Source organism: uncultured Sutterella sp. (assembly GCF_937923675.1).
Taxonomy (GTDB): Bacteria; Pseudomonadota; Gammaproteobacteria; order Burkholderiales; family Burkholderiaceae_F; genus Sutterella.
Map to the genome: position 1 here is coordinate 1 of NZ_CALDXB010000078.1, position 25,248 is coordinate 25,248.

At 60.6% G+C, this 25,248-nt stretch carries 19 protein-coding genes; 11 read left to right on the forward strand and 8 right to left on the reverse strand.

All coding sequences use genetic code 11. The annotated features are described in order from the left end of the window. Positions 1-1,246, forward strand: a 1,246-nt coding sequence (locus Q0106_RS08525; protein WP_297611580.1) for an AAA family ATPase, incomplete at its 5' end; no start/stop codon positions are given. Between the two features lie 74 nt (positions 1,247-1,320). Here the strand turns inward: Q0106_RS08525 and Q0106_RS08530 are convergent. The 5 genes from Q0106_RS08530 to aroF are packed head-to-tail and all read right to left on the reverse strand — an operon-like array spanning position 1,321 to position 7,913. Beyond that, the gene (locus Q0106_RS08530; RefSeq protein WP_297611582.1) at positions 1,321-3,114 is read right to left on the reverse strand and encodes a shikimate kinase; all 1,794 of its coding nucleotides are present in this window, start codon (positions 3,112-3,114) and stop codon (positions 1,321-1,323) included. Positions 3,115-3,131: 17 nt separating this feature from the next. After that, complete coding sequence (gene aroC, locus Q0106_RS08535; RefSeq protein ID WP_297611585.1) at positions 3,132-4,280, reverse strand: chorismate synthase; 1,149 nt, start codon at positions 4,278-4,280, stop codon at positions 3,132-3,134. A gap of 49 nt (positions 4,281-4,329) precedes the next feature. Continuing rightward, positions 4,330-5,643, reverse strand: coding sequence for a 3-phosphoshikimate 1-carboxyvinyltransferase (aroA, locus tag Q0106_RS08540; protein ID WP_297611588.1), 1,314 nt, complete (start codon positions 5,641-5,643; stop codon positions 4,330-4,332). A 56-nt stretch (positions 5,644-5,699) separates the two neighbouring features. Then, positions 5,700-6,842, reverse strand: coding sequence for a 3-dehydroquinate synthase (aroB, locus tag Q0106_RS08545; protein ID WP_297611591.1), 1,143 nt, complete (start codon positions 6,840-6,842; stop codon positions 5,700-5,702). 39 nt (positions 6,843-6,881) lie between these two features. After that, positions 6,882-7,913: a 3-deoxy-7-phosphoheptulonate synthase gene (gene aroF / locus Q0106_RS08550; protein ID WP_297611594.1), complete on the reverse strand. Its 1,032-nt coding sequence runs from the start codon at positions 7,911-7,913 to the stop codon at positions 6,882-6,884. Positions 7,914-8,569: 656 nt separating this feature from the next. Here aroF and Q0106_RS08555 point away from each other — a divergent pair. After that, complete coding sequence (locus Q0106_RS08555; protein WP_297611597.1) at positions 8,570-9,574, forward strand: cytochrome-c peroxidase; 1,005 nt, start codon at positions 8,570-8,572, stop codon at positions 9,572-9,574. Between the two features lie 120 nt (positions 9,575-9,694). Here the strand turns inward: Q0106_RS08555 and Q0106_RS08560 are convergent, their stop codons facing one another. Beyond that, positions 9,695-11,038 (reverse strand): hypothetical protein, encoded by a 1,344-nt coding sequence (locus tag Q0106_RS08560; RefSeq protein ID WP_297611600.1) that lies wholly within the window; start codon positions 11,036-11,038, stop codon positions 9,695-9,697. A gap of 322 nt (positions 11,039-11,360) precedes the next feature. Here Q0106_RS08560 and Q0106_RS08565 point away from each other — a divergent pair, with 322 nt between their 5' ends. Beyond that, positions 11,361-13,187 (forward strand): aryl-sulfate sulfotransferase, encoded by a 1,827-nt coding sequence (locus tag Q0106_RS08565; RefSeq protein WP_297611604.1) that lies wholly within the window; start codon positions 11,361-11,363, stop codon positions 13,185-13,187. Between the two features lie 132 nt (positions 13,188-13,319). Here the strand turns inward: Q0106_RS08565 and argE are convergent, their stop codons facing one another. Continuing rightward, positions 13,320-14,492 carry an acetylornithine deacetylase gene (argE, locus tag Q0106_RS08570; protein WP_297611607.1) on the reverse strand — a complete coding sequence of 391 codons (1,173 nt, stop codon included), beginning with the start codon at positions 14,490-14,492 and terminating at the stop codon, positions 13,320-13,322. A gap of 216 nt (positions 14,493-14,708) precedes the next feature. Here argE and argC point away from each other — a divergent pair, with 216 nt between their 5' ends. From argC to Q0106_RS08590, 4 genes are all read left to right on the forward strand, one after another. After that, complete coding sequence (gene argC / locus Q0106_RS08575) at positions 14,709-15,746, forward strand: N-acetyl-gamma-glutamyl-phosphate reductase (protein WP_297611610.1); 1,038 nt, start codon at positions 14,709-14,711, stop codon at positions 15,744-15,746. Positions 15,747-15,792: 46 nt separating this feature from the next. Further along, positions 15,793-16,581 carry an acetylglutamate kinase gene (locus tag Q0106_RS08580; RefSeq protein WP_297611613.1) on the forward strand — a complete coding sequence of 263 codons (789 nt, stop codon included), beginning with the start codon at positions 15,793-15,795 and terminating at the stop codon, positions 16,579-16,581. Positions 16,582-16,975: 394 nt separating this feature from the next. Next, on the forward strand, positions 16,976-17,710 hold the full coding sequence (locus Q0106_RS08585) for a GNAT family N-acetyltransferase (protein ID WP_297611616.1): 735 nt from the start codon (positions 16,976-16,978) through the stop codon (positions 17,708-17,710). A 59-nt stretch (positions 17,711-17,769) separates the two neighbouring features. Next, positions 17,770-19,473: an acetylornithine/succinyldiaminopimelate transaminase gene (locus tag Q0106_RS08590; RefSeq protein ID WP_366139501.1), complete on the forward strand. Its 1,704-nt coding sequence runs from the start codon at positions 17,770-17,772 to the stop codon at positions 19,471-19,473. Between the two features lie 123 nt (positions 19,474-19,596). Here Q0106_RS08590 and Q0106_RS08595 read toward each other — a convergent pair whose 3' ends face one another. Then, positions 19,597-20,511: a TDT family transporter gene (locus Q0106_RS08595; RefSeq protein WP_226963305.1), complete on the reverse strand. Its 915-nt coding sequence runs from the start codon at positions 20,509-20,511 to the stop codon at positions 19,597-19,599. 311 nt (positions 20,512-20,822) lie between these two features. On the opposite strand from Q0106_RS08595, the gene Q0106_RS08600 reads away from it, so the two are divergent. From Q0106_RS08600 to Q0106_RS08615, 4 genes are all read left to right on the forward strand, one after another. Beyond that, entirely contained in the window at positions 20,823-21,752 is a 930-nt protein-coding gene (locus Q0106_RS08600; protein WP_297611621.1) for a LysR substrate-binding domain-containing protein, read from the forward strand. Positions 21,753-21,817: 65 nt separating this feature from the next. Beyond that, a complete protein-coding gene (locus Q0106_RS08605; RefSeq protein ID WP_297611624.1) occupies positions 21,818-22,414 on the forward strand; it encodes a flavin reductase family protein in 597 nt (198 codons plus the stop codon). Between the two features lie 148 nt (positions 22,415-22,562). Beyond that, positions 22,563-23,936, forward strand: coding sequence for an ATP-binding protein (locus tag Q0106_RS08610; RefSeq protein WP_297611628.1), 1,374 nt, complete (start codon positions 22,563-22,565; stop codon positions 23,934-23,936). A gap of 251 nt (positions 23,937-24,187) precedes the next feature. Continuing rightward, on the forward strand, positions 24,188-25,045 hold the full coding sequence (locus Q0106_RS08615) for an NAD(P)H-dependent oxidoreductase (RefSeq protein ID WP_297611632.1): 858 nt from the start codon (positions 24,188-24,190) through the stop codon (positions 25,043-25,045). Positions 25,046-25,248: the final 203 nt, after the last annotated feature.

The following is a 25,248-nucleotide window of genomic DNA, read 5'->3' on the forward strand; positions in this document are numbered from 1 at the left end:
GAGAGCTGAACAAAGGAACCACCCCGGTAAAATTGGTGGATTCCAGCTAACGGGAGCGCTTGAGCAGACAGCCTCCTGGCTTTCGACCTTGAAGCCTGCGGCGCTCGTCATCCTGATCGACGAATACGATGCGCCGCTCACGAGGTGCATCGGCAATCCGACGCTCTTGGAGGACGTACGCCGGCTGATGCGTTCCTTCTTCCGGATGCTGCAGGAAAATGATCGGTCTTTACGCTTCTTCTTCATGACGGGAATCACGGGAGGTCTTGCGGATCTTTTCCCGGAACTCCATCATTTGGACGACATTACCCGGAATTCTGCATACGGAACATTGATCGGCTTCACGGAAGACGAGATTGAGGGGAATTTCGGAGGCTATCTTGAGAAAGCGCAGTCGGCGCTCGGGATGAGCCGAGAAGAACTGATGGAGAGCCTGCACGGCTATTACGGCGGGTATTCCTTCGACGACAAGGCCGCTGCGCACGTCTTATGTCCCTGGTCAGTGCTCAATTTCTTCAAATATCCGGAGCGCGGCTTTCGGAACTACTGGTTTGAAAGCGGCGGAAGGTCCGCCGTCCTCATGAAGATTCTCGCCCATGTCGGACCGCTGAGTTTTGCCGAAGCGAGGCGAGTTCCCTTGAGCGAGCCCGGAGCGGTACGGACGATGGACGACATCAGGCCTGAGGCGCTCCTCGCGCAGGCGGGCTATCTCGCCATTCGGGCCGTGGCGGCAGACGGCTCTCTGGTTCTCGGGTATCCCAATAAAGAGGTTTCGACATCCATGGGGGAGCTTTACGCCGGCGAGCTTCTTGGCGGGAAGCCGCTGGATGGCCCGGAGGAGTCGATGCTCTCCGAAACGCTTCGGGATGGAACCGTCGAAGCGGTAATTGAGCGCTTCAGCAGAGTTCTCAAAGCCATCGACAGCGAGCGGTTTCCCATCCGGGACGAAGCCGGCTGCTGCGCCGTGCTGCAGGTGCTGCTGATCGGCGCGGCAAAGCTCCCGAAGGCAGAAGCGCATCATGCGCCGGACGGCAGCAGCCTCGCAGTCGAAACAGGAACCCGTCATTGGGTCTTCGAATTCAAGTACTCGCAAACAGGCGAGGATTCTCAGGAGCTTTTCGAAGAAGCCTTGAACCGTATCCGTTCCCGGGACTGCGGCGAAGCGCCGAATGAGAAGGAACTCATTCGCGTCGTCCTGGTTTTCGACGGCAGCCGTCGGCAGTTTGTCCGCTGGGCGCGTCTCTGAGTTGAAGCAACCGGAAAGCCGCAGGCGCCGGTGAAGCGCACTGCGGCTTCGAACGATGTTCAGGGATGACTGGATCAGCGGCTCTGCCCGAAAGCCCGGAGAATGGCCGCGGCGGCATCTTCGGGCGCGCCCGTATTCTCGATTGTTACGTCGGCGTTTCCGAGGTAGATCGCTTTCCGCTCTTCCCAGATCTGCGTGAGGGGCTTTGAGAGCGAAACCGGGCGTCCTGCGACGGGAAGGTCGGAGAGCGGGCGCGTGAGGAGCGCGATCCGGCCATTCTGCTTCAGGGCCTCGCGGTTCTTTTCTCTCAGGAGCGTGCCGCCCCCCGTTGCAATCACGACGCCCCGGCGAGCGCCCGCGAGCTGCGTGATGTGTGTTTCAAGGTCGCGGAAGGCTTTTTCGCCGTCTCTCGCGAAGATTTCCGGGATGGAGCAGTCGGCGGCTGCCTCGATCGCATCGTCGAGGTCGATGAATTCGCGGCCGAGCGCACTCGCGATCGCGCGCCCGACGGTCGACTTGCCGCTTCCGGGCATGCCGGAGAGGACGATGTTTTCGTTTTCGAGCGCGAGCTTTCTGAAGAGCCCGGCCGTGTTCGCCGCCGGCTCGCGGTTCCAGAGGAAGCGCCTCGACGCTTCAATAGCCTGAACGACGAGCATGAGGAGTCCGTTCATGTTGGGTATTCCTCTCGCATCGGCTTCGAGCATCAGCTTCGTCTTGGCCGGGTTGTAGATGAGGTCGAAGACGAATTCGAGATGAGGAAGCGAGGCGAGATTCTCAACGGGAGCTGCCCCGGCGCGCGGGTACATGCCGACGGGCGTGGCGTTCACGAGAATCGCGGCATCGGATTCGCGGGCGATATTCCCGTAATTGAGCTCGCCCGTGCGCGACACCATTTTCGGGTTCGCGCCCATGTCGCGGAGGACTGAGAAGACGCACTTCGCAGCACCCCCGGTGCCGAGAATGAGGGCCTTCTTTCCCTGCACGTCGATGCCTGAGGCGGCGATCATGGCTTCAAAGCCCGCGTAGTCGGTGTTGTCGCCCGTGAGCGATCCGTCGGCCTCGCGGATGATGGTGTTGACGGCTCCCACCTTTTCGGCGCGGTCCGTGAGGCGCGCGAGGAAGGGAATCACGGCTTCCTTATAGGGAATCGTGACGTTGAGGCCGTCGAAGGGAACGGCAGCGAAGAATTTGTCGAGGCGGTCGGGCTCGACCTCGAAGCACTTGTAGGCGTAGGCCGCGAGTTCCTTGTGGATGGCGGGCGAAAGCGTATGGGAAAGCGTGCGGCCGAGAAGTCCGCAGAGAAGTCCCGCGCCCGGGCGGAGCGCCTTGTGGCGGATTTCGGAACGAACGATTGTTGCGCCGAGCCCGATCAGGTCGGCGATGAGGATCTGCGAAGCCTTGTCGCCTTCCGAGCGGAAGGTGATGGAAACGGCGTCGCCGCCCGGGATGACGGCTTCCGGGACGAAGCCGCCCGCAAGGAGCGCGGCGAGGGCCGTCGCGGTCACGCTCCGGGGCGATTCGCCGGGGAGCACGGGAAGGCGCGCCTCGTAGTTCCCTTTTTCGGGAAGATCGTCCTCGGCGAGGATGGGGCCCAGCTGCCGGCGGCGGGAGCCCGCGATGAGGACCTCGTAGACGGAATGAAGAACATGACTCGTTTCCGGGTCGCGGCCGCTCGTGATGCGCGCGAGGAGCGCTTCCTCGCGTTTGAGCGCATGAACGGCAAGCCCGAGCCGGCGCTTTCTTGCGCCCACTTCGTCGGCGACCGTCATGCGTTCATCAATGAGGGCGGAGAGCTTGCCGTCAATGTCGTCGATCCGTTCGCGCAGATCCCCGAGGGGCGCCGAAATTTTCTGTTGAGGCTGATTCATCACTGGTCCGGAAAAAATTATTCGCTGCGGCTCTCTTCCTGCGGGGGAATCGAGGGGCGGGCAAGCGCCTGAGGGAGAACTGCCGGGGCGGCGAGGAGACTGTCGAGGGCGGCGAGTGCGGCAACGGCTTCCGCGACGGGCACGGCGCGCACGCCGATGCAGGGGTCGTGGCGGCCGCGCACGCCGAGCTCCGCGTTTTCATGCCTTGAAATGGAAATCGTCTCCTGCGCGAGCGCAATCGAGGGCGTGGGCTTCATGGCGATCCGGAAGACGACGGGCGCGGCCGTCGTGATGCCGCCCGCAATGCCGCCCGCGTTGTTGGTGCGGGGCTTTGCGCCCGGGGCCTCAGAGGAAATCTCCCAGGGGTCGTTGTTTTCAGAGCCCTTCAGGCGTGCGGCCTCGAATCCGCGGCCGAATTCGACGCCCTTGACGCCGGGAATGCCGAAAAGACCGAAGGCGAGCTTCCCGTCAAAGCCCTCAAAGAGGGGGCCGCCGAGTCCGCAGGGGAGCCCTTCGATGATGCATTCGATCACGGCGCCGATGCTGTCGCCCGACTTCCTCGCGGCGAGAATGGCTTCGGTCATGCGGAGCTCTGCTTCGTCGGAGAGGACCGGGAGGCCTCTTGCGAGGCGCCTCTCCAGATCTTCCGGGTTCTCGCCCATCGGATTCATCGGGCGGTCTTCTTCCGTCCCGACCGAGAGGAGGTGCGCGGCAATGCGGATTCCGCGGCGCGCGAGAATCTGAAGCGCGATGCCGCCCGCAAGCGTGATGGGAGCGGTGAGGCGCCCGGAGAAGGCGCCGCCCCCGCGGACGTCCTGATGCCCCTGGTACTTCACTTCAGCCGGAAGGTCCGCATGCGAGGGCCGCGGGAGGTCGGCAATCGCTTTGTAGTCCTGCGAGCGCTGATTGGTATTCCGGATGACGGCGGCGAGCGGCGCGCCGCAGGTAATGCCGTCGACCATGCCGCAGAGGATTTCCGGCGCGTCGGGTTCCTTTCGCTGCGTGGCGAGCTTTCCGCCCGGGGCGCGGCGGGCCATGAAGGCCTGCAAGGCGGCCACCGAGATTGATTCGCCTGCGGGCAGCCCCTCGATCGTGCAGCCGATCGCGTCGGCGTGCGATTGACCGAAGACGGTGGTGCGTAGGTTTTCGCCGAAAGTCGTGTTCATTCTGAAATCCAAAAAATGTTCTAAAGCTCGTTTGGAAAAGAAAAGCGCTTTATTCCGCGCTGCAGAGGCCGCCCAATTTGGCGAAGTCCTCCAGGAACTTCGGGTAGCTTTTCCGGAAGGCTTCCGCGCCTGTAATTCGGACGGGCGCTCCGCCCGAGGCGGCGGCAACGGCGGCCGCCATCACGATGCGGTGGTCGCCGAAGCCCTGAATCTCGCCCCCGCGGAATTTCCCCGCGCTCCCGAGCCCGTGAACGACGAGGCCCGCAGGCTCTTCCTCGTGCGGCACGCCGAGAAGCGTGAGGAGGGCCGACGTGCTCTTCAGCCGGTCGCTCTCCTTGATGCGAAGGCGTCCGGCATTCGTGAAGCGCGTGGTGCCCGAGGCCGCTCCGGCGACGACGGCAAGAATGGGAACAAGGTCCGGGATCTGCGCGGTATCAATCTCAATGCCCCGGAGAGCGCCGGGGAGAGCGCTCATTACGCTCGTCGCGGATTCCGTCTGAGAAACACGGGCGCCGAAGCGCGCAAGAATTTCGGCGACGGCCCGGTCGCCCTGAAGCGAATCGCGCCGGATGCCGGTCACTTCGATGGTCTCTCCTTTGTCGCCCGCGAGCGCGCCGGCGGCGAGCCAGAAGGCGGCATTCGACCAGTCGCCTTCAACGACGAGCACCGGTCCGGCATGAAGCTTCCCGCGGCCGGCGACCGTCCAGACGGGAAGCCCCTCCGGGCCTTTTTCCTCGCGAATGTCGACGCCCGCGGCTTCGAGCACCTCGAGCGTCATGCGCACGTAGGGTTCGGACTCAAAGCCCTTCGTAATCTGAAGCGTGCTCGTGCCCTCGAGAATCGCGAGCGCGTAGAGGAGGCCGCCGATGAATTGCGAGGAGACGTTCCCGGGAAGCGAATAGGCGCCGGGAGCGAGCTTTCCTTCAACGACGAAGCCTTCGCCCGGGAGCGCCGTGAGTCGGATGCCGTGGCGCTTCAGTTCTCCTGCAAGCGGTTCAACGGGGCGGCTGGGGAGCCGCCCGCGGCAGATGAACCTTGCGCCGCAGCCGAGCGCCGCCGCGACTGGAATGAGGTAGCGGAGCGTCGTTCCGGATTCGCCGCAGTCGACTTCCGGGAGCACGGGAAGATGATCCCGATCGATCGGAAGAACGTCGGCGTCGCCCGCATTGCCCTGGGTCACCCGGGCGCCGAGGCCCCGGAGCACGCGGCAGGTGGCGTCGATGTCCTCAGACCGGGTGCTGCAGGAGACATGCGCCGGCGATTCCGAAAGCGCCGCCGCAATCAGAAGGCGGTGCGCATAGGACTTCGAGGCGATGGCCGGAATTTGTCCGCTTAAAAAGCGCGGCGTGACGGTGACGATCATGACTGGAGCGGGGTGAAAGTGTTGAATCGGATGGAACGTGTCGACGAAGAGGCCTTTCAAAGGTCCGTTTCAAGCATGGTGCGGAATTCTTCCCAGGAGACCTTCTTCACTTCGGCGCGCCCGGGCGCGACCGGGAGAACGAGGTTTACGCCCGAACCGGCGGACTTTTTGTCGTGGCGGGCGATGGCGAGAAGCTTGTCCGTGCTGAAGTCGAGATCGGGGCGGGCAAGGAGTTCAGGAGGAAGAGAGGCGGGAAGGCCGGCTTTCAGAAGAAGCGCTTCGAGCTCTTCGAGCATTGCCCGGGGGAGCTTTCCTTCCCTGACGAGCGCTTTCGTGAGGATGTGCATGCCGATCGCCACTGAGGCGCCGTGAGAGAGCGCATAGCAGGACGCGGTTTCAACGGCGTGGCCCGCCGTGTGGCCGAGGTTGAGGAGCCTTCTCGCGCCCGATTCCTTTTCGTCTTCTGAGACGATGCGGCGCTTCACGTCGATCGAGCGCGCGATGAGGTCGACGGACGGAAGAGGCGCGATGGCGCTTTCATTCCCGCCGGAGCCGAGTTCCTGCCGGACGGCCGCGAGCACGTCTGGGTCGAGCCCTGCATATTTGATGATCTCTCCCCAGCCGCAGGAAATTTCGCGTGCGGGAAGCGTGCGGAGAACCTCCGGGTCGATGAGGACCCCGACGGGCTGCGAGAAGACGCCCATCAGGTTTTTGCCGGCTTCGAGGTCGACGGCGGTTTTCCCGCCGACGCTTGAATCCACCATGGCGAGAAGGCTTGTCGGCATCTGGAGGCACCGGATGCCCCGCATGTAGAGCGCCGCGGCAAGACCCGCGAGGTCTCCGACCACGCCGCCCCCGAGCGCAATGACGGCATCCTTTCGCGTGAGCCGCAAGTTCGCCATGGCTTCAAGAACCCGCACGAGCTCTGCGGGCGTCTTGCTTTGCTCTCCGGCGGGAATCGTGATGACGCCGGCGGATGCCCCGGGGCGGGCGGCTTCAAGCGCTGCCTGCACGTTCTCCGCATAGAGCGGGCCTACGTTGGAGTCGGTCACGATGACCGCGCGAACGGCAGGATCCGTGAGGCCGAGAAGCGCAGCGAGGCGGCCCGCGAGCTTCCGGGTATCGGAGAGGAGCCCCGGGGTGATTTCCACAAGGTAGCCTTCGCCGGCTTTGACTTCAAGGATCTGTCCGTTCTGCATGGCGTTTTTTTCTGAGGAAAGTTGAGTGGCTTGAAGGAATCAGGCGGCGCGCGCTTCTTCGTCATGGACGGCGAGCGCCGTGCGGACGGCTTCAACGCGGCGGCAGAGCTCTTCGAAGGTGTCGGGCGTAATCGACTGGGGACCATCGCAGAGGGCGGCGGCGGGGTTGTTGTGCACCTCGACCATGAGGCCGTCGGCGCCCGCAGCGGCGGCGGCCGCGGCCATCGCCGGCACGTAGCGCGCCACGCCCGTCGCATGGCTCGGGTCGATCACGACCGGGAGGTGCGTGCGCTCGTGAAGAACCGGAATGACGGAGAGGTCGAGCGTATTGCGGGTGGCCGTCTCGTAGGTGCGGATGCCGCGTTCGCAGAGAACGATCTGGTCGTTGCCGCTCGCCATGATGTATTCGGCCGCCATGAGGAGCTCCTTCACCGTGGCGCAGAGGCCGCGCTTCAGAAGGATGGGCTTCTTCGTCTTCCCGAGTTCCTTCAGCATCTCAAAATTCTGCATCGAGCGGGCGCCCACCTGAATCATGTCGACCTCTTCGAAGAGCGGAAGATGGTCGATGCTCATGATTTCGGTGACGATCGGAAGGCCCGTCGCGCGCTTCGCCTCAAGCATCAGTTCAAGGCCTTCGGCGCGAAGGCCCTGGAAGTCGTAGGGCGACGTGCGGGGCTTGAAGGCGCCGCCGCGGAGCATCGTCGCGCCCGCTGCCTTGACGGCCTTCGCGATCCCGATGATCTGCTCGCGCGATTCGATCGAGCAGGGACCCGCCATCATCGCGAAGTGGCCGTCGCCCGTGAGGGCGCCGCCCGCGTTCACGACCGTGTTTTCCGGATGGAAGGCGCGGTTGGCGAGCTTGTAGGGATCCGAAATGCGGCGGATGGTTTCAACGTAGGGGAGCGCCTGAACCTGGTCGACCGGAAGGTGGCTGCGCGTTTCGCCGATGATGCCGATCGCGACCTTTTCGGCGCCTTCCATGATGACGGGGCGCAGGCCGCGCGCCGCGAGGCGGTTCTTGATGTCGGTGATGTCGTTCGCGGTGGCGGTGGGCTTGAGGATAAGGATCATGATGCTCTCCAGCTTGTGTGATCTTTGCCTGGCCGGCCGAAGTATTTTTCAGTCCGGACAAAAGGGCTTTAATGAAAGGGTGGTTGGTTGAAGATTTGCCGGCCCTTTCGCGCCGCTGGAGATTTGATGCCCTGGGGTTTCTTTTCCGCCTTCGGAGAGAAGGTTCCTGAGAACCCGGGCATTAAAAAACCTGCGGCGTTTGAGACCGCAGGTTTTGTACTTCGTCTTCAGAGTACGTGCAGCTCAACGCTTTGACGTAAAAAATCGCCAAAACGCGAAATAAAAGGATGCACGGTGAAGCGTCGTCATTTTTTGCTCGAAGCTCTGAAAACGGGTGAAAACAGAAAAACTGTGGAATTCACTTTACCGATCAGACTGCGGTTTGAAAAGACTTCCGGGAAGTGATTGCGGCACTCAATGATTTTGGTCAAGAGGGACTAGGCAAACCTCCTCAGGGGAAATCCTGAGCGTTTGATTGAGGATGATGAGATGCCTAGAGCAAGCAGGAAATTGATCCAGATTAGGGAACCCCTATTGACGGACTAGATATTTAGTATTAGCAATAGATATAATTCTATTTCAGAATGCATGGCAATTAAAAAATGCTATTGCCGGGTGCAATGGCGACATTAATCCCCCTTCAAAGGAGATCCCCCATGAAAAAGACCCTTGCTGCCATCGCGCTTGCCTCCGCCATGATGGCTTTCGGCCTTCCCGCTCAGGCTGCGGAACCGATTGATCCGATCGAACCCGTTGAGGTCAAGAACCCCGCGCTCGTCGAGCTCGGCAAGATGCTCTTCTTTGAACCCCGTCTTTCGCGTTCGGGCTTCATTTCCTGCAACAGCTGCCACAACCTCGCCACGGGCGGCGTCGACAACCTCGTGACCTCGATCGGCGACCGCTGGGCCCAGGGCCCGATCAATTCGCCGACGGTCCTCAACTCCTACGGCCAGATCGCCCAGTTCTGGGACGGCCGTGCGAAGACCCTCGCCGAACAGGCTGCCGGCCCGATCGCCAATCCGCTTGAAATGGCCTCCACCCATGAAATGGCCGTGAAGGTGATCTCCTCGATCCCGGGCTACGGCGAATACTTCAAGAAGGCCTTCGGCGACAGCAAGGTCGACATCCAGCGCATCACGGACGCGATGGCTGAGTTCGAACGCACGCTCGTCACCCCGAACGCCCGCTTCGACAAGTGGCTGAAGGGCGATAAGAACGCCCTTACCGCTCAGGAACTGAAGGGCTACAGTCTCTTCAAGTCCTCGGGCTGCACGATCTGCCACAACGGCGCTCAGGTGGGCGGCCAGTCCTTCCAGAAGATGGGCCTCGTTCGTCCCTATGAAACGACCAACACCGCCGAAGGCGTGAAGGCCGTCTCGGGCCGCGACCAGGACCGCATGAGCTTCAAGACCCCGATGCTGCGCAATGTCGAGCTCACCTATCCGTACTTCCACGACGGCGCCGTCTGGACGCTTGAGGAAGCCGTCTCCATCATGGGCGACGTCCAGCTCGGCCGCCGCTACACGAAGGAAGAGCTCGCCGACATCTCGGCCTTCCTGAAGACCCTCACGGGCGAACAGCCGAAGATCGAGTACCCGGTGCTCCCGCCCTCCGGCCCCGAAACCCCGAAGTTCAATCCCTGGGCTCCGGCTGCCAAGTGATTCTTCCGATGAAGGGCGGGGCTTTTAAGTCCGCCCTTCGGTAAGGAATCCCGGCCTATAACGGTGCGTCTGCTCTTTTCCGGAGCGGCGCACCGTTTGTTTTGTCAAGGACCCGGAATCTCAGGAGCGGTCCCTGAGGCTGCCGACATCCTCGTCCTCGTCTTCTTCGTCTTCCTCATCATCGTAGTCTTCGACTTCGTCGATGTCGTCGGAATCATCCATGAAGTCGAGATCGTCGAAATCATTGACCTCGATCTCGTCGTCGTCTTCATCATCATCCTCATCGTCATAGGTGCTGAGGACCGCAGCTCCCGGAGCGCTTCCGAAATCCGGATCGTCCTCCGGATCGAGCGCACGAAGGAAGCGCTCGATCTCCTTCTTGACCGCCGCTCTCACTTCCGGATCGGGGTCCGCGAGGAACTTCTCTGCCCAGAGATCCGCATCGTCGCGCTTTAAGAGGCTCTCCATCATTTTGATGATCCGCCGGGGATCGTTTTCGAGGAAGGCTTCCACCTCCTCGGTCGGGAGATGGAGCGGAATGGCGCAAAGCGCGCGTCTTACTGAAATCGACGGGTCGCGGGCAAACTCGAGCGCGCTTGCCTCGTCGTGCTTTGCTTCCTCTGCGGCGCGGCGGCGAACGAACTCTCTCGGGTCGTCCGTGAAGAGGCGGGCAAAATCCAGGGGGTACGCGAGGACGTCTGCCGGGAACTGCTTTTTGTCGTAGCCGTAAGCGAGAAGGCCGATGGCCGACTCAATGTCGCTGGGGTCGGTGATTTCGATGGCGGTCCCGGGAGCGCCGGAGGGCTTGCCCTCGCCCAGAGAGAGCAGGAAGGGCGGCGCGTCCTTGACGGGCGCTTCTCCGGGAAGTGGCGCTCCGGACATGATGTCCTGAAGAAGAGAAGCCGTATTGCGGCAGACGCCCCGGCTTCGGATCATTTCTCTCGCGCTCCTGCGGACGTCGGGGTCCATGAGGGCGCGGGCGAGCTTTTTCCTGCCGGAAGCCCGGCGAGCGAGCATTTCGACGGCGCGCGCAGTCTGAAGAATTTCCACGCGGATGTCGAGGGCCCGGTCTTCGAGGAGCTTTTCATACTGAGCGCCCGTGAGCGGAAGCGAGAGAACGGTCGAGCGGACCGAATGGGACGGGCTTTTGACAAGGTTTGCGGCAAAGCGCGCCATCGCCCGCGTCTCAAACTTTTCGTCAAGCATCTCCTCGACGGCGCCCTCCGTCGCGGAATCGTCGTCGTATAGCTCAGCGATGGGAGCGCTGCCGAAATAGCCGTCCGAGAGCAGATCGGGGCCCGACGGGATTAAGAGGCAGACGTCGGACGGGTCGAGAACCACCGTCAGATCCTTGTAGGAGAGATATGCAGAGGAGTCGGAGGCTTCGACGTCCGAAAGAATGCTGCGGCTGAGGCGCTTGATGCCGCGGATGGCGTCCGCACGCTGGTCGCTGTTGAATGTCATGATCCTTTCCTTTTAATTCTGAAACGTTCTTTTTGGGAAAAAGGCGGGGCGGCTTTCATGCCGCCTTTCTCATGCAGTCAGTATCGCGGATAATGCGTCAAAAAATATCGCAGTAAAGCAGCTCCCGATCTATTCCAAAAACTTGAAAAAGGTATTTCATCTTCGGCTCATTTTTGCGTAGAAGCGGGAATTGATGGATTTTTTCCCGGGGAGCACTATTTCTCTCAGACCAACGGCTTAGTTCTTTCGGGTGTCTTTCTTAAGGATCGCCACCGGGAGGACCGGAAGCTCCGGAATCCATCTTCAGAAAAGGGAAATTCACATGAAAATGCAGAAGCGCACCTTCCTTCTTTCGGCCGCAGCCTGCGCGATGATGACCGCCTCGGGCGCTATGGCAATGGGAACGCCGAGCGGGTTTGCCGTCGTCGGCTTCAACAAGCAGGGGAATCTCGGCGAAGTGATCGTCAATCCCTACAAGATCGCGCCCCTCACGGCGGTGATCAAGAACGGCGGCTACGAGCTTCTCTCGGCAGTCGTGCGCGTCGTTCCGAAGGAAGGCGGCCAGGAAATCAAGTATGAGGTTTCCCGCGCTCAGCTCCTCACGCACGCGGGCATTCCGGTCTTCGGCCTCTATCCGGATTATTCCAACAAGGTCGAGGTGAGCTATTCCTACCGCTTCGACGGAAAGGTGGTTGAAGGCAAGCACACCTACACCATCTACTGCGGCGGCATCCGCGGGATGGAATCCGGCATGCCCGGCGAAAAGAATCTGATGTTCGACACCGAGGTGAAGAAGGTGGCGCCGGAATTCAGCGACCGCCTCTACTTCGTCAACAACCTCGGAGCCACGCCCGGTCAGGATACCCGCGCGGTCTGGAACAACCCCATGGGAGGCGCCCTCACGTGGAGCTACCTCCCGAAGATCGCGATCATCGATACGAAGGGCGACATCCGCTGGTACCTTGACGCGTCCACGCTCTGGGATCCGGAATCGATCTACAGCAAGGGCGTCATGATGGGCTTCAAGCAGAATGCCGACGGCGCCATCTCCTGGGGCTTCGGCCAGAAGTACGTGAAGTACGACATCATGGGCCGCAAGGTCTTCAACCGCCGTCTGCCCACGGGCTACAGCGACTTCTCGCACTCGATGGATCCGATGCCGAACGGCCATTACCTCCTGCGCGTCGCGTCCTCCGACCTCCGCCGCATCGACCAGAAGCGCGTGCGCACGGTCCGCGACGTGATCATTGAAGTCGATCAGTCGGGTCGCGTCGTCGACGAGTGGCGCCTCTTCGACATTCTTGACCCCTATCGCTCGAACATCATCAAGGCTCTCGACCAGGGCGCCGTCTGCCTCAACATCGATCCCTCGAAGGCGGGCCATACGCTTACCGCCGAAGAGCTCGCCGCTCAGGAGAAGTCCGACAACTTCGGCGACATCGCGGGCACCGGCCCGGGCCGCAACTGGGCGCACGTGAATTCGGTCGACTACGACCCGGACGACGATTCGATCATCATTTCCTCTCGCCACCAGTCGGCCATCATCAAGATCGGCCGCGACAAGAAGGTGAAGTGGATCCTCGGCGCCCCGGCGGGCTGGCGCTCGCCCTGGAAGGAAGCGCTCCTCACGCCGGTCGACAAGTCAGGGAAGCCCATTTCCTGCACGGAAACGACCTGCGAGGGCGGCTTTGACTGGACGTGGACGCAGCATACGGCCTGGCGCATCGATTCGAAGTCCAATAAGGACGTGGTCTACGTGTCGGCCTTCGACAACGGCGACGCCCGCGGCGCAGAGCAGCCGGCGCTTCCGGAAATGAAGTATTCGCGTGCGGTGATCTACAGGATTGACCAGAAGAAGAGAACGGTCGAGCAGGTCTGGGAGTACGGCAAGGAGCGCGGCCATTCGTGGTACAGCCCCGTGACGTCGCTCACGGAATACCAGGCCGACAAGGATTCGGTGGTTGCCTATTCCGCCACTGCGGGCTCGGACTTCGATCTCACGACCGGCGCCATGAAGGGTCTCCCCAACCCGTACATCGACGAATTCAAGTGGGGCGAGAAGGAGCCCTCGGTTGAAATCCAGCTGCACAATACGTCGGGCTATCAGGCATGGCCCTTCAGCGTGAAGAAGGCCTTCACCGACAATTAATCCTTTCTCTCAGCTGCGGCGTTCATCCGGGCGCTGCAAATGAAAAATGACAGGCGGCGCTTCCCGGAAGATTCGGGAGGCGCCGCTTCATTCATTTCTAGATTAGAACCGATAGCGGCTGCGGTGCGGCATTTACCGGACGAATTCCGCCCAGAGCTTTTCGAGCATCGTCATGCCTTTTTCGAGCTCCGTGAGCTCGATGTATTCATCGACGCCGTGGGCCTGACGGATTGACCCCGGGCCGAGAACCACCGTGGCGCCGAGCTGCTGCAGGAACGAGGCTTCCGTCGAGTAGCTCACGAAGGACCCTTCTCGCCCGGCAATGGCTTCGATGCGGGATCTGAGCACGGGATCCGGGTTGATGAAGGGATCGAGATCGGGGTAGAGGACTTCAAGCGTTGTCGACGCAGGAGAGGCGGCGGCAAGCCGCTTCATGGATTCGTCGAGCATTCCGCGGATTTCCGCGGCATTGCATTTCGGGAGCGGCCGGATGTCGAACTCGAGCCGCGCCTCGGCGCAGACGCGGTTCACGTTGTCGCCCCCGCGGATGGAGCCGATGTTGAGGGTCGGGTAGGGCACGCCCGGAAGCCCCGGAAGATCGAACTCCTTTTCGCGCCGCGTTTTGAGGCGCGCCTCAAGGTTGTTGAGTTCCTCCACGGCGAGTGCAGCAGTCTTGACGGCATTGATCCCCTGTGTCGGGTCGGACGAATGGGCGCCGCGCCCCCGGATGATGATCGCACGCCCCATGTAGCCCTTGTGGCCGAATACGGGCGAGAGTTCGGTGGGTTCGCCGACAACGGCGAGCTGCGGCATGACGCCGAGGTTCTTTAATTCCGGAACGGCTGAGCGGGCGCCCGCCATGGACGTTTCCTCGTCGCAGGTGATGAGAACGCCGAAGCCTTTTGCGGCAGCTTCCGGATGACGGCGGGCGAGCGCCATCGCCGACGCGATGAAGCCCTTCATGTCGCAGGAGCCGAGCCCGTAGGCCTTTCCGTCGCGGACCGTCAGGGACCAGGGCGAATTCGTCCAGAGTTCCGGGTTGCACCCCACCGTGTCGGAGTGTCCGGAGAGGAGAAGTCCGCCCGGCGTCGTGCGGCCGGTCATGGGGCCCCTGAAGGCAAAAAGATCGGCTTTCCCGGGCTTGTATTCGAAAACGCGCGTCTCGAAGCCCATGGCTTCAAATTCCGACTTCGCCCAGTCGATGAGCGGGCGGTTCGGCTGGTCGCTTTCGTGCGCAATGTCGCTCACGGTATTGAAGGCGACGAGTTTTTCTAGGTAGTGCAGACAATCAGAGATGACGGACATCGGATGCTCGCTTGTTTCTGGAGGCGCTGACGGACCGGAAGCATCGCTTCCTGCGGAACATCAGGCAAGATTCAATTCTTCGAAACATAAAGCAAACGCATGAACCCGGCTCGTCTCCCTGCGGGCCTCGGTCTGAACGATCAAGATCCATGAGGCAAAACGCTGATATCGCGTGCCGCCGGCGCCGGGCGCCCTCCCTTCTGAAAGGCTTTCAAAATGAATGACTACTACCGCTACAAAGAGCTTCGGGCCGCTATTGTCGGTGCGAGCGGCTATGCCGGAACTGAGCTTCTCCGGCTTCTTCTCGACCACCCGGAGGTGACGGTTACGGCGCTTTATGTGTCCGAGCAGAGCGCCGATGCCGGAAAGGCAATCCACGAGATTGACGGGAGGCTTTGCGGCAGGACGAATCTGAGGCTCAAGCCCCTCACGGACCCGGAGGCCGCAGCCGAAAATGTCGAAATCGTCTTTCTTGCCACCGAGCACGAGGTAAGCGCAAGGCTCGCGCCGGTCTTCCTCGAAAAGGGCGTAAAGGTTTTCGATCTCTCGGGCGCCTTCAGGCTTTCCGACCCGAAGCTCTATCCGAAGCACTACGGCTTCGAGCACGCGCATCCGGAGCTTCTCGGGGAAGCGGTCTATGCGCTTCCGGAATATGTCGATGAAGCGAGGCTTTGCGCAACCAATCTGATTTCGCTCCCCGGGTGCTACCCGACGGCGTCGCAGCTCGCGCTCCGTCCGCTCATCGACGCGGGGCTTCTTGATCTCTCCATGCCGCCTGTCATCGACGCGGTGTCGGGCGTCTCGGGCGCCGGCAGAAAGGCGAAGCTCTCGAACGCCTTCTGCGAAGTGAGCCTCTCGGCCTACGGTATCTTCACGCACCGGCATCGCCCGGAAATCGAGGAGCACCTGGGCGGCGTCCCGGTCATCTTTAACCCGCATCTTGGCGCCTTCAAGCGCGGCATCCTCGCGACGATCACGGCGAGGCTCGCGCCCGGTGCAAGCGAGGAGGCGATCAGGAGGGCCTATGAGAGCGCTTATCTTGAGCGCGCCTTCGTGCGGGTGCGAGATGGGCTCCCGAAGCTCGACGACGTCGTCAATCAGCCTTACTGCGACATCGGCTTCAAGGTCTCCGACACGGGCTACATCGTCATCGTGAGCGCGATCGACAACCTTCTTAAAGGGGCCGCTTCCCAGGCGGTGCAGGCAATGAATCTGCGCCTCGGGATCCCGGAAGACGCGGGATTCTTCGTTTGAGTGCATCGCCGCACCTCAGCCGTTTTCTATAAGAGAGGAAGGAGCCATGGAAGAGAAAAAGAACGCCGCGCCCCTTGTCGTCAAGCTGTCCGGCAAGGCGCTCGGCGCGGAAAAGGAACTCGAACGCCTCTGCCGGGAGCTTAAAAGCGCGGGACGCGCATTCCTGCTGGTGCATGGCGGCGGCGTCGCCGTCGACCGCCTCATGGCGGATCTCGGCATTGAAGTGAGGCGCGTGCGGGGACTTCGCGTGAGTCCTGCGGAGGAGATGCCTCTCATTGCCGGGTCGCTCGCCGGCACCTGCAGTCTGGCGCTCCGCTCAGCTGCTGTGCGCGCCGGCCTCTCGCCCCTGGGGCTTGCCGTCACGGACGGCGGAATGTGCACCGTCCTTCCGGAGGATCCGGGACTCGGACGCGTGGCGAAGTCGGCCGCGGGAAATGACGAGGCCCGCGCACGGCTCCTGTCGCTTCTTGATGCCGGGTGGCTTCCGGTGATTTCTTCGGTCGGGCTCGATGCAGAGGGGCGCCTCTGGAACATCAATGCCGACGATGCGGCGCTCTCGATTGCGGAGCTTCTCGGCGCGCCCCTCATCTTTCTCTCCGATGTCAGGGGCGTTCTTGACGGCGACAAGCGGCTGATTCCGGAGCTCACGCCCGAAAGCACGGAAGTGCTGGTCCGCGACGGCGTCATTACGGCCGGCATGGTCGTCAAGATGAATGCGGCTTTTGCCGCTTCCCGGGCAACCGGAGCGCCGGTCTCGATCGCGTCCATCTTTGATGATGCGGTTCCCCGACTCCTCTCGGAAGGGAAGTTCCCCGGAACCGTCTGCAGAAGTTAATTGTCGACAATAGAAAGACGATTATCGACTGAGCTCCGACGTATTATCGATCAATCTTTAAATTATTATTCAATTGATTGATAATCAAGGAAGAAATGTAAATTCATAAGGCGAGGACATAACGCAGTCATAAATATTCCTGCGCTTATGTCCTTTTTCTTGGTCTTAATCAAATTGAGCTATGCAAAATCACCTAAGCGTAGTGATTAACCGTCCATAAAATCGAATTCTGATTCGTCTTCCATGTAAAGGGCGGCGAAGGTGAGTAGTAGGCCTGAGCACGCGCGCTTCAGCGAGGGCGGACCCCCGGTTCCCTCAGGGCGGCCAAGCACTCAGGCATTGAGTTCCGATGCGTTCAGTCACCCCTGAACCCCTTGCCTTTTTGTTTTAGAAGATGATGAATAAAAGCGAAGAGCCGCAGAAGAGGACCATTCCCATCGTTCCGGGCGTTCCGGAGACGCTCCTTCACATGATTCCGAAGGAGCGCGCAGGCGAAATTTCCCCGCTCGGCGTGATGCTCCCCGAGGAAGCGCAGAAGAATTTCAGAGGCACGCCCTTTGAGGATCTCTACGACGAGGCGGTGAATCTCCTCAGAAACCGCAACATCACCCCAGACGAGCTTTCCTACCTTTCGAAGGCGCTCAGCCAGATCCTCGTCAACCGCGACCGCGCGCCCTTCTTCATCCGCCAGGGGCGTCTCTCAGACGTCGACGACGTCGAGGGGCTCGTGCGCTACTGGGCTCAGCAGGGCGAAAACCTGCCGCGAAAGCGCGCCGACATCATCCGCAGCATTGATTCCTTCGCGGTCTGCGTGCGCGACGGTCAGATGGTCGGGTGCGCGAGTCTCTTCGTCTACGACTCGGGCCTCGCGGAGATCCGCTCGCTCGGTGTTTCTCCGCTGGTGCAGCGCCAGGGCCAGGGACGCGCTATTGTTGAGTACCTGCTCGATCGCGCAAGACGTCTCGATATTGCTAAAGTGTTCGTGCTCACGCGCAATCCGAAGTTCTTCGAGCGCTGCGGCTTTAAGCTCACCACCATCGAAGCGCTGCCGGAAAAAATTCTCAAGGACTGCGAGAATTGCAATAAGCGTGAACGCTGCGACGAGCTCGCCTACGAATTCAATCTCTGACCGCGGATCAGCGTCCCGATCGGACCAACGTTTTTGACAACCAAAGGATTTTTTCAACAATGACAGAAGTTACGCGCGCGACCTATGATCAGGTCATGTTTCCGTGCTACAAACCCGCGGACCTCGTTCTGGTGCGCGGCAAGAAGTGCCGTCTCTACGACAGCGAAGGCCGCTCCTATCTCGATTTCGGCGGCGGCATCGCCGTCAATTCGCTCGGCAATGCGCCGAAGACCGTGAGAAAGGCGCTTAAAGCGCAGAGCGCCCGTCTCATTCACGTGAGCAACGTTTTCGCGAACGATGCGACCCTTAAGTTTGCAACTGAGATTACGAAGGTGACGGGCTTCGACCGCGTCTTCTTCACGAACTCGGGCGCCGAAGCGAATGAATGCGCCCTGAAGCTTGCCCGCCGCACCGCGGTTGATTTGTACGGCGAAAAGAAGGATGAAATCATTTCCTTCGCGCACAGCTTCCACGGCCGCACGTTCTTCACGGTGAGCGTGGGCGGACAGGACAAGTATTCGCTCGGCTTCGGGCCGCGTCCCGGCGCCATCACGCATCTGCCCTTCAACGACATCAAGGCTTTCGAGAAGCAGATTTCTGACCGCACGTGCGCCGTCATCTTCGAGCCCGTGCAGGGCGAAGGCGGCGTTCTGCCGGTTGACCCGAAGTTCGCAAAGCGCGTCCGCGAACTCTGCGACAAGCACCATGCGCTCCTCATCATGGATGAGGTCCAGACGGGGTGCGCGCGTTCGGGCACCTTCTTCGCCTACGAGCAGATCGGCATTCGTCCCGACATCGTCTCGACAGCGAAGGGCATTGCCGGCGGCTATCCGATCGGCTGCGTTCTCACGTCGAACGACATCGCCGCGCACTTCAAGGCCGGCACCCACGGCTCGACCTTCGGCGGAAACCCCTTAGGCTGCGCCGTGGGCTCCGCCGTGGTCGCAAAGATTTCGAAGCCTGAATTCCTCGCCAAGGTGATGGAAAAGGGCAAGCTCCTTCGCGAGGAGCTCACGCGCGTCAACGACGAACTCCATGTCTTTACGGCTGTCCGCGGCATGGGCCTCCTTGACGGCTGCGAACTGATCCCCGAACTCCGTTCGCGCCTCGGCGACATTCAGAAGGCGGCGCTTGAAGCCGGCCTCATCATCCTCACGGCCGGCGGCACGACGATCCGTCTCTGCCCGCCCCTCATCATCAAGAAGAAGGAGCTGAAGGAAGGTGTCGCCATCCTGAAGCGCGTTCTCGTTCCCTTCGCGATGGAAGTCGAAGCCCTGAAGCGCGCCGAAGCGCTGAAGGCTCAGGCAGAAAAGGCTCAGAAGGCCGTGAAGGCTCCTTCTGCTAAGAAGCCGGCTGCAAAAGCGGCTGCTGAAAAGAAGCTCGCTGAAAAGAAGACGGCGGCGCCCAAGGCAGCTCCCGCCCGCCGCACGCCTCAGAAGGCGGCCGCGAAGCCTGTTGCTGCGGCTCAGGCAAAGACCGCTGCTCCCGTCAAAGCGGAAGCTGCCAAGCCGGCTCCGGCCAAAAAGGCCGCGGTGAAGGCTCCTGCCGCTGCGGCGAAACCCGCTGCGCCCGCGTCGAAGACGGCCGCAGCGAAGCCGAACGCCGCTCCTGCCGCAGCGCCCAAGGCTGCTGCTCCGGCCCCTAAGACAGCTCCCGCAGCCTCTGCTGCTCCCGTGAAGGAAGCTTCGGCTCCGAAAGCCGCCGCTCCGGCCGCGAAGACCGCGTCTGAAGTAAAGCCTGCCGTGGAGAAGACTCCGGCCTGATTCCGGCGAAGCTGAAGGCGTTTTCCTTCCGTCTGCAGGGATGCAGACGGAAGACGAAAGCGAAAAAATGTCCCGCTCGATTCTTTCGGACGGGACATTTTTTTTGCTTTCGCGCTCTGTCGTTCAATGGATCGCGAAGAAGGCCTTGAAATTCTTGAGGTAGAGAACGAAGACGTAAAGAATGACGACCGCCGCGACGGCAAGCTCGAAGTGCGCAAGCCAGCGCAGTTCGCTCACATACTCTCCCATCCCGTTGAAGGTCCCCATGAGGGCTGCGAGCTTGTAGAGCGCCGTGGCGCCGATCGCCATCGGGAACGTGAAGGCCGCATAGCCGGGCGAGAACTGCAGCCTCAGGAGATGCCAGAACGCGAAGTAGATCGCAAAGGTCATCAGGATGGCAATGCCGAAGAGAAGCGCCACGAGGAGGAGGTGCGGTTCCGTTGAAACGGAGAGGTAGCCCGCGAGCGAGAGCGATGCCGGAGCCGCCATGATGGCGATCGTGGGCTTGGCGGCGTTGGCGACCTGCGGGAGGAAGATGAGGCGGTAGAGCATCGTCGGGAGCATGATCGCGTAGGAGACGAGGCCGACGACCAGGAGAACCTGAGCAAGCGGCAGAAGTTCCGGAACGCCGGGGAAGGACACGTCGGCGACGATGATGCCGACGGGCGGCACGAACCAGGAGGGCACCATCTTTTCCATCACGTTGTCGTGGAAGCGGAACCAGGCGAAGAAGATGAGGGCGAGGAGGTGCAGGAGGACGGCGACGAGCCAGAGGCCGACGGCGAATTTCGGAAGCGCGTCGAGCAGCGCGCGGGAAATCACCATGAGCGCCATCGCGAAGGTGGGCACGATGGACCCGACCACCGGGTGCTTCAGGTCAGCCCAAAGCGTGTCGGCGTGAAGCGCAAAGCGGCAGACGAGAAGAAAGAGGAGCGAGGACGCAATGACCGCTCCTGCAATCTGTCCCCAGCCATGAAGGGGAAGCGCATTTTCCAGACACCAGCCCAGGCTGGCGATGCCGAGAGCAAGCCCGGCCATGGGAGTGGGGAGACTGCGAAACCGTGAAGGAAAAGCCTTGAGCATGGATGGAGAGGCCCGGAGTGGCGAACAAATGAAATGTGCGTCTGGCGCACAAAGCCCGAAGAGTAGAACAACCACCAATGGGTTGTAAAGTAAATTCGAACAAAATAGGTAAAATTGTTCGATAAAATTAACTTGCCTTTTCTTGCCTGATCGTTGTCGAAAGCTTTCAGGCGATGCAGAGAAAAGTGCCGGGTTTGCTAACATCCACAGACCGCTTTCCGGAGAGGCTCTTCGGCGAGAGGCCGCATCAACGGAGGAATTCATTCGTGGTACCCATCACGCTCAGACAGCTTCAGGTTTTCCTTGCCATTGCCAAGGCCGAGAACATCGGTGCGGCGGCAGAGTACCTCTCCATGAGCAAGAGTGCGGTTTCGCAGGCGCTTTCCGAGCTTGAGGCCAGGCTCGGCGTGCAGCTCTTCGACCGCAACCGCGGACGAATCTTCCTCACGCCCGAAGGGCGCCGCATGATGCCTCAGGCCGATGAGATGGTTCATCGCGCCGACGATATTTCAGATCTCTTCAGAAAGAGCCGCCGTTACTGCCAGTTCCGGGTGGGCTGCACGCGCACGATCGGCACCTTCATGATTGCGGATCTCCTGAGGGGCTTTCGCGACGCGCACGGGTGGACCCCTGCCGCCGTCATCGCCAATACGCGGATCATCGCGGAAAAGCTCTCCCGCTTTGAACTCGACGTTGCGCTGATCGAAGGCCCCGTCACGGACACGGATCTCGTGACCACGCCCTGGATGACGGATGAAATGGTTGTGGTGGCGCCGAAGGACCATCCCCTCACCGGGCGTCCCGTGAGCTACCAGGAACTTGAAACCGCCTCCTGGATTCTTCGCGAAAAGGGATCCTCCACGCGCGACTTCTTTGAAACCCAGGTCCGCCAGCGTCTGCGGCACGTCGAGGTGATCGCCGAACTCAACAGCTTCGACGCCATTCTGCGCACGGTCCTCCTCGGCCTCGGACTCACCTATATGTCCCGCCGGGTGCTGAACGACCCGTATTACGGGCGCTTCGTCGCGCAGGTCCAGCTTCCGGAGCGCTTTCACCGTCAGCTCACCTTCTGCCACGAGCGCGACAAATATCTCTCGAACGACATCGAGGCCTGGATGGAGCACTGCCGCAGCTATGCGCGCCTGATGGAAAGGCGCGAGGCGGAGGCTCAGCGGCTCGTGGAAGGCGGGATCTGACCCGGATTCTCTAAAGGCTTCTTTGCTTCAGGTTTTCTCTGCATGCTTTTCTGAAAGGACATCACATGACGAAGTTCATCGACTTTCCTGAACACCTCCGTTCCATCAGCGTCGACAGCGCCTACGGACTCATGAACATCGGCGCAACGGCTGTTATTTCCGCCGCGAATAAGGGCGATGAGGACGCCATGACGGCGGCCTGGAACTGCGCGCTCGACCTCAACCCCACGAAGGTGACGGTGGTTCTTTCGCGCGAGCACTACACCCGCAGGCTCCTCGAGGAGAGCGGCTTCTTCGCGATCAGCCTGGTCTCCCGCGCGAATGTGGAATCTGCTCAGTATCTGGGTTCCGTTTCAAAGAACGACGACAAGGAAAAGCTCGACAAGTGCCCGGGCCGGTTCTTCAAGGCCCCCGGCTGCGACATTCCGCTCATCGAAGGGTCGCCTGCCTACTTCATCTGCAAGGTGATTCCGGAAGAGCGCATTGCGAAAACTTACGACCTCTTCCTCGCAGAAGTCGTTGCCTGCTATGCCGACGACCGCGTCGCAACGGAGGGCGGTGACTGGCGCTTCGAATCTGCCGACCCGTCGCTTCGCACCGTGCATGCGGCAAGTCACGGTCGGTTCTACGCCATCGGCGATCTGATCGACCTCAATCGATGATTGGCTGAAGATTTGTAGAAAGGCGCTCTCTCATGGGCGCCTTTTTCATGCCTGCCGGAGATTCTCTGCGGATTGCCGCCTTCTCCACAACATAATCTGAATTAACATACAATCACTGTATGATAATTTAAATTATGTTATTAAGACCATGCGGACGTTTTACGGCAGGAAAGCGGAGCTTCAGGCGCTCCACCAGTTTCTTTCGATTGTTCAGAAGCGAAGGACCTCCCAGATGGTGGCGGTGATCGGCCGCCGCCGGGTTGGGAAGACGACGCTGATGCTCAGGGCCTTTGAGGACTGCGGCCTGCCTGTGTTCTATTTCTTCGCAGATGCCAATGTGGATGAGTCGGAAACCGCCCGCGCCTGGCTCGGCGAGGTCTGTCGCGCCTTCGCGGTGGAATACCCGCCGGCGCTCGCCCGCCCGGAGGAGGTCATCGGTTATCTCATGCAGCTCGCAGCGGAGAGGCCGGCGGTCTGCATCATCGATGAATGCCAGAATCTGAATCAGATCAATAAGGCATTCTGGAGCCAGCTGCAAAGAATCTGGGATACGAAAAAAGACAAAAGCCAGCTGCTGCTTCTTATGAGCGGCTCCATCATTTCTGCGATGGAGGCCATTTTCGGACAGTCGAGTCAGCCGTTATTCGGGCGTCTTTCCGGACAGCTGATGCTGAAGCCATTCAATCCGCGGGAAATCCTGGATATTCTCCGCAATGAAGCTCCGGATCTTCTTCCGAAGGACATTTTGACGCTCTATGCCGTCACGGGAGGCGTTGCCAAGTATCTGGAGCTTCTCATTGAGGCAGAGGCGCTGACTCAGCGGCAGATTGTGGAATTCATTTTTTCCAATGCCGGCGGATGGCTTCGCTCTGAGGGAGCAATCTATCTCGCGAATGAATTTCGGGCGGATTCTCCCATCTATCTTCAGATCCTGAAAAAAGCGGCGGCAGGGAAGACGAGGTGGAATGAGATTCAGGACGGCATTGACACGATTGTTTCTCCATATATCTCAAGGCTTGAGCAATTTCGACTTCTCGAAAAGAACATTCCTTTCGGCGCAAAGGCCGGGACGCGGAATTCGCGCTATAGGGTGGCCGATCCGTATTTCCATTTCTGGCTCAAATTCGTGGATCCGCTTGAGAGCCGTACGCTGGCGGAAGCCAATCGCTGGGGGGTGCTCATCGAAAAAACGCTCGGGGCGCTCCCGACTTATCTCGGGAGGGCGCTCGAAAGCTGGTATCGGGAGGATTGCCTGAGTTCCGGCGAGTGGATTGAAGCCGGAGCCTGGTGGGACAAAAGAGGGGAGAATGAAATTGATCTGGTTGCGCTCAGCATCGATCGCAAGACCATTCTCTTCGGGGAAGCAAAGCTCAATCCTGAAAAATTCAATGCCGTGAAGCTCGCCATGAAGGTCGAGCATTTTCTCGCGCTTCACCCTGAGTTCAGGGAAGCGGCAATAAGGCAATGCGGGCTTTTCCCGGAAGGCATGGGCACCACATTGTCTCAACTGTCGCCTGTGTGACAATCCTGAGGGTTTTTCCGATTTTCGAGCAGCCGGCGGAGCGTGCAAAATAGCTCCACCGTTTCTTTCGGATGCTTCCGAAAAGAAGCGCTGTTTTTCTGCCCAGGCTAGATGCTTTCGCGGACTGCCGTCTCAATTCCCACAGGCGGTCCCGGCATCCTCAACGTTCGCCGTCGCATTGGGTTTCTCTGGACCGGCAGGTTCGGACGAACCTGTCATGTCTCCAAAAAAATCAAACTGAGATTTCTGAAATGAAGAAGACTCTCCTTACGGGCTTGGTTCTTGCTGCGCTGTCTCCCCTCGTTTTTGCCGCTCCGGACGGCATGTCGGGCGCAACCAAGAAGGCATCCGACGCTGCTCAGACCATCGGTAATGTCGACGCTGTCACTTCGGCTTCCGTTGTTCCGCAGAATCTCCGCCAGACCGTGAAGCCCAACGGCTTCACCGCAGGCGACGCGAAGGCGAAGCGCATTCTCTTTGTCGTCGGCGATCCGCGCCACGAATCCGTGGAATGGGACCTCGTCAACACGGCGATGAAGCACTTTATGGACAAGGGCTGCGAAGTCGAGCTCCGCGACCTCTATGAGATCGGCTTCAACCCGGTCATCACGCGCGACACCTTCTTCCAGGCGAAGGACGGCCTCGGAGAGACGCCGGCCGACGTGGCGGTCGAGCAGAAGTATGTGAACGCCGCCGACTACATCATCTTTGCGTATCCGAACTGGCATGACACGCCCAACGCCATCACGAAGGGCTACATGGAGCGCGTGTTCCAGAAGAAGTGGGCGTACAGGGATACCGACAAGGGCCTTGAAGGTCTTCTCAAGGGCAAGGCCTTCTTCACGATCATGAACGCGGGCTGGCTCGGCATGGGCCGCGGCGACATCGGCGACGGCATCGGCAAGAATTCCAACCCGATCTGGGACAAGTACCTGGGCGCCTTCCGCGTTATGGACGAAGACACCGCCGGCTTCTGGGGCATGAAGACCCTCGGGCGCTTCGTCAACGACCGTACGCCGGGCAATCTCGATAAGGACTATGCCGAGAAGCTCGACAAGCTCCGTGCTGATCTCACGAAGACGCTCGACAAGAAGTTTGACCTGAAGTAATTCTTCCCCTTCGCAGCTGTCCGCAGCCAAACGCCTCCGCAAAGCGTCCTGATCGGCGCCCGGAGGCGTTTTGCGTTTCTGAAAGAGGATGACCGATAGAAAACGTCTTTCTTGTGCCTTGGATCAATAGGGAAGCGAGGCGCTTACCGAGTCCGGGAATAGAATCACAGTCATTAAGAAATAGCGATTAACCCTTAGAGGTT

Excerpts from the sequence above, each read along its gene's own strand:
- Q0106_RS08530 (WP_297611582.1), bottom strand. The coding sequence starts at position 3,114 with ATGAATCAGCCTCAACAGAAAATTTCGGCGCCCCTCGGGGATCTGCGC.
- aroC (WP_297611585.1), bottom strand. The coding sequence starts at position 4,280 with ATGAACACGACTTTCGGCGAAAACCTACGCACCACCGTCTTCGGTCAA.
- aroA (WP_297611588.1), bottom strand. The coding sequence starts at position 5,643 with ATGATCGTCACCGTCACGCCGCGCTTTTTAAGCGGACAAATTCCGGCC.
- aroB (WP_297611591.1), bottom strand. The coding sequence starts at position 6,842 with ATGCAGAACGGACAGATCCTTGAAGTCAAAGCCGGCGAAGGCTACCTT.
- aroF (WP_297611594.1), bottom strand. The coding sequence starts at position 7,913 with ATGATCCTTATCCTCAAGCCCACCGCCACCGCGAACGACATCACCGAC.
- Q0106_RS08555 (WP_297611597.1), top strand. The coding sequence starts at position 8,570 with ATGAAAAAGACCCTTGCTGCCATCGCGCTTGCCTCCGCCATGATGGCT.
- Q0106_RS08560 (WP_297611600.1), bottom strand. The coding sequence starts at position 11,038 with ATGACATTCAACAGCGACCAGCGTGCGGACGCCATCCGCGGCATCAAG.
- Q0106_RS08565 (WP_297611604.1), top strand. The coding sequence starts at position 11,361 with ATGAAAATGCAGAAGCGCACCTTCCTTCTTTCGGCCGCAGCCTGCGCG.
- argE (WP_297611607.1), bottom strand. The coding sequence starts at position 14,492 with ATGTCCGTCATCTCTGATTGTCTGCACTACCTAGAAAAACTCGTCGCC.
- argC (WP_297611610.1), top strand. The coding sequence starts at position 14,709 with ATGAATGACTACTACCGCTACAAAGAGCTTCGGGCCGCTATTGTCGGT.
- Q0106_RS08580 (WP_297611613.1), top strand. The coding sequence starts at position 15,793 with ATGGAAGAGAAAAAGAACGCCGCGCCCCTTGTCGTCAAGCTGTCCGGC.
- Q0106_RS08585 (WP_297611616.1), top strand. The coding sequence starts at position 16,976 with ATGATGAATAAAAGCGAAGAGCCGCAGAAGAGGACCATTCCCATCGTT.
- Q0106_RS08590 (WP_366139501.1), top strand. The coding sequence starts at position 17,770 with ATGACAGAAGTTACGCGCGCGACCTATGATCAGGTCATGTTTCCGTGC.
- Q0106_RS08595 (WP_226963305.1), bottom strand. The coding sequence starts at position 20,511 with ATGGCCGGGCTTGCTCTCGGCATCGCCAGCCTGGGCTGGTGTCTGGAA.
- Q0106_RS08605 (WP_297611624.1), top strand. The coding sequence starts at position 21,818 with ATGACGAAGTTCATCGACTTTCCTGAACACCTCCGTTCCATCAGCGTC.
- Q0106_RS08610 (WP_297611628.1), top strand. The coding sequence starts at position 22,563 with ATGCGGACGTTTTACGGCAGGAAAGCGGAGCTTCAGGCGCTCCACCAG.
- Q0106_RS08615 (WP_297611632.1), top strand. The coding sequence starts at position 24,188 with ATGAAGAAGACTCTCCTTACGGGCTTGGTTCTTGCTGCGCTGTCTCCC.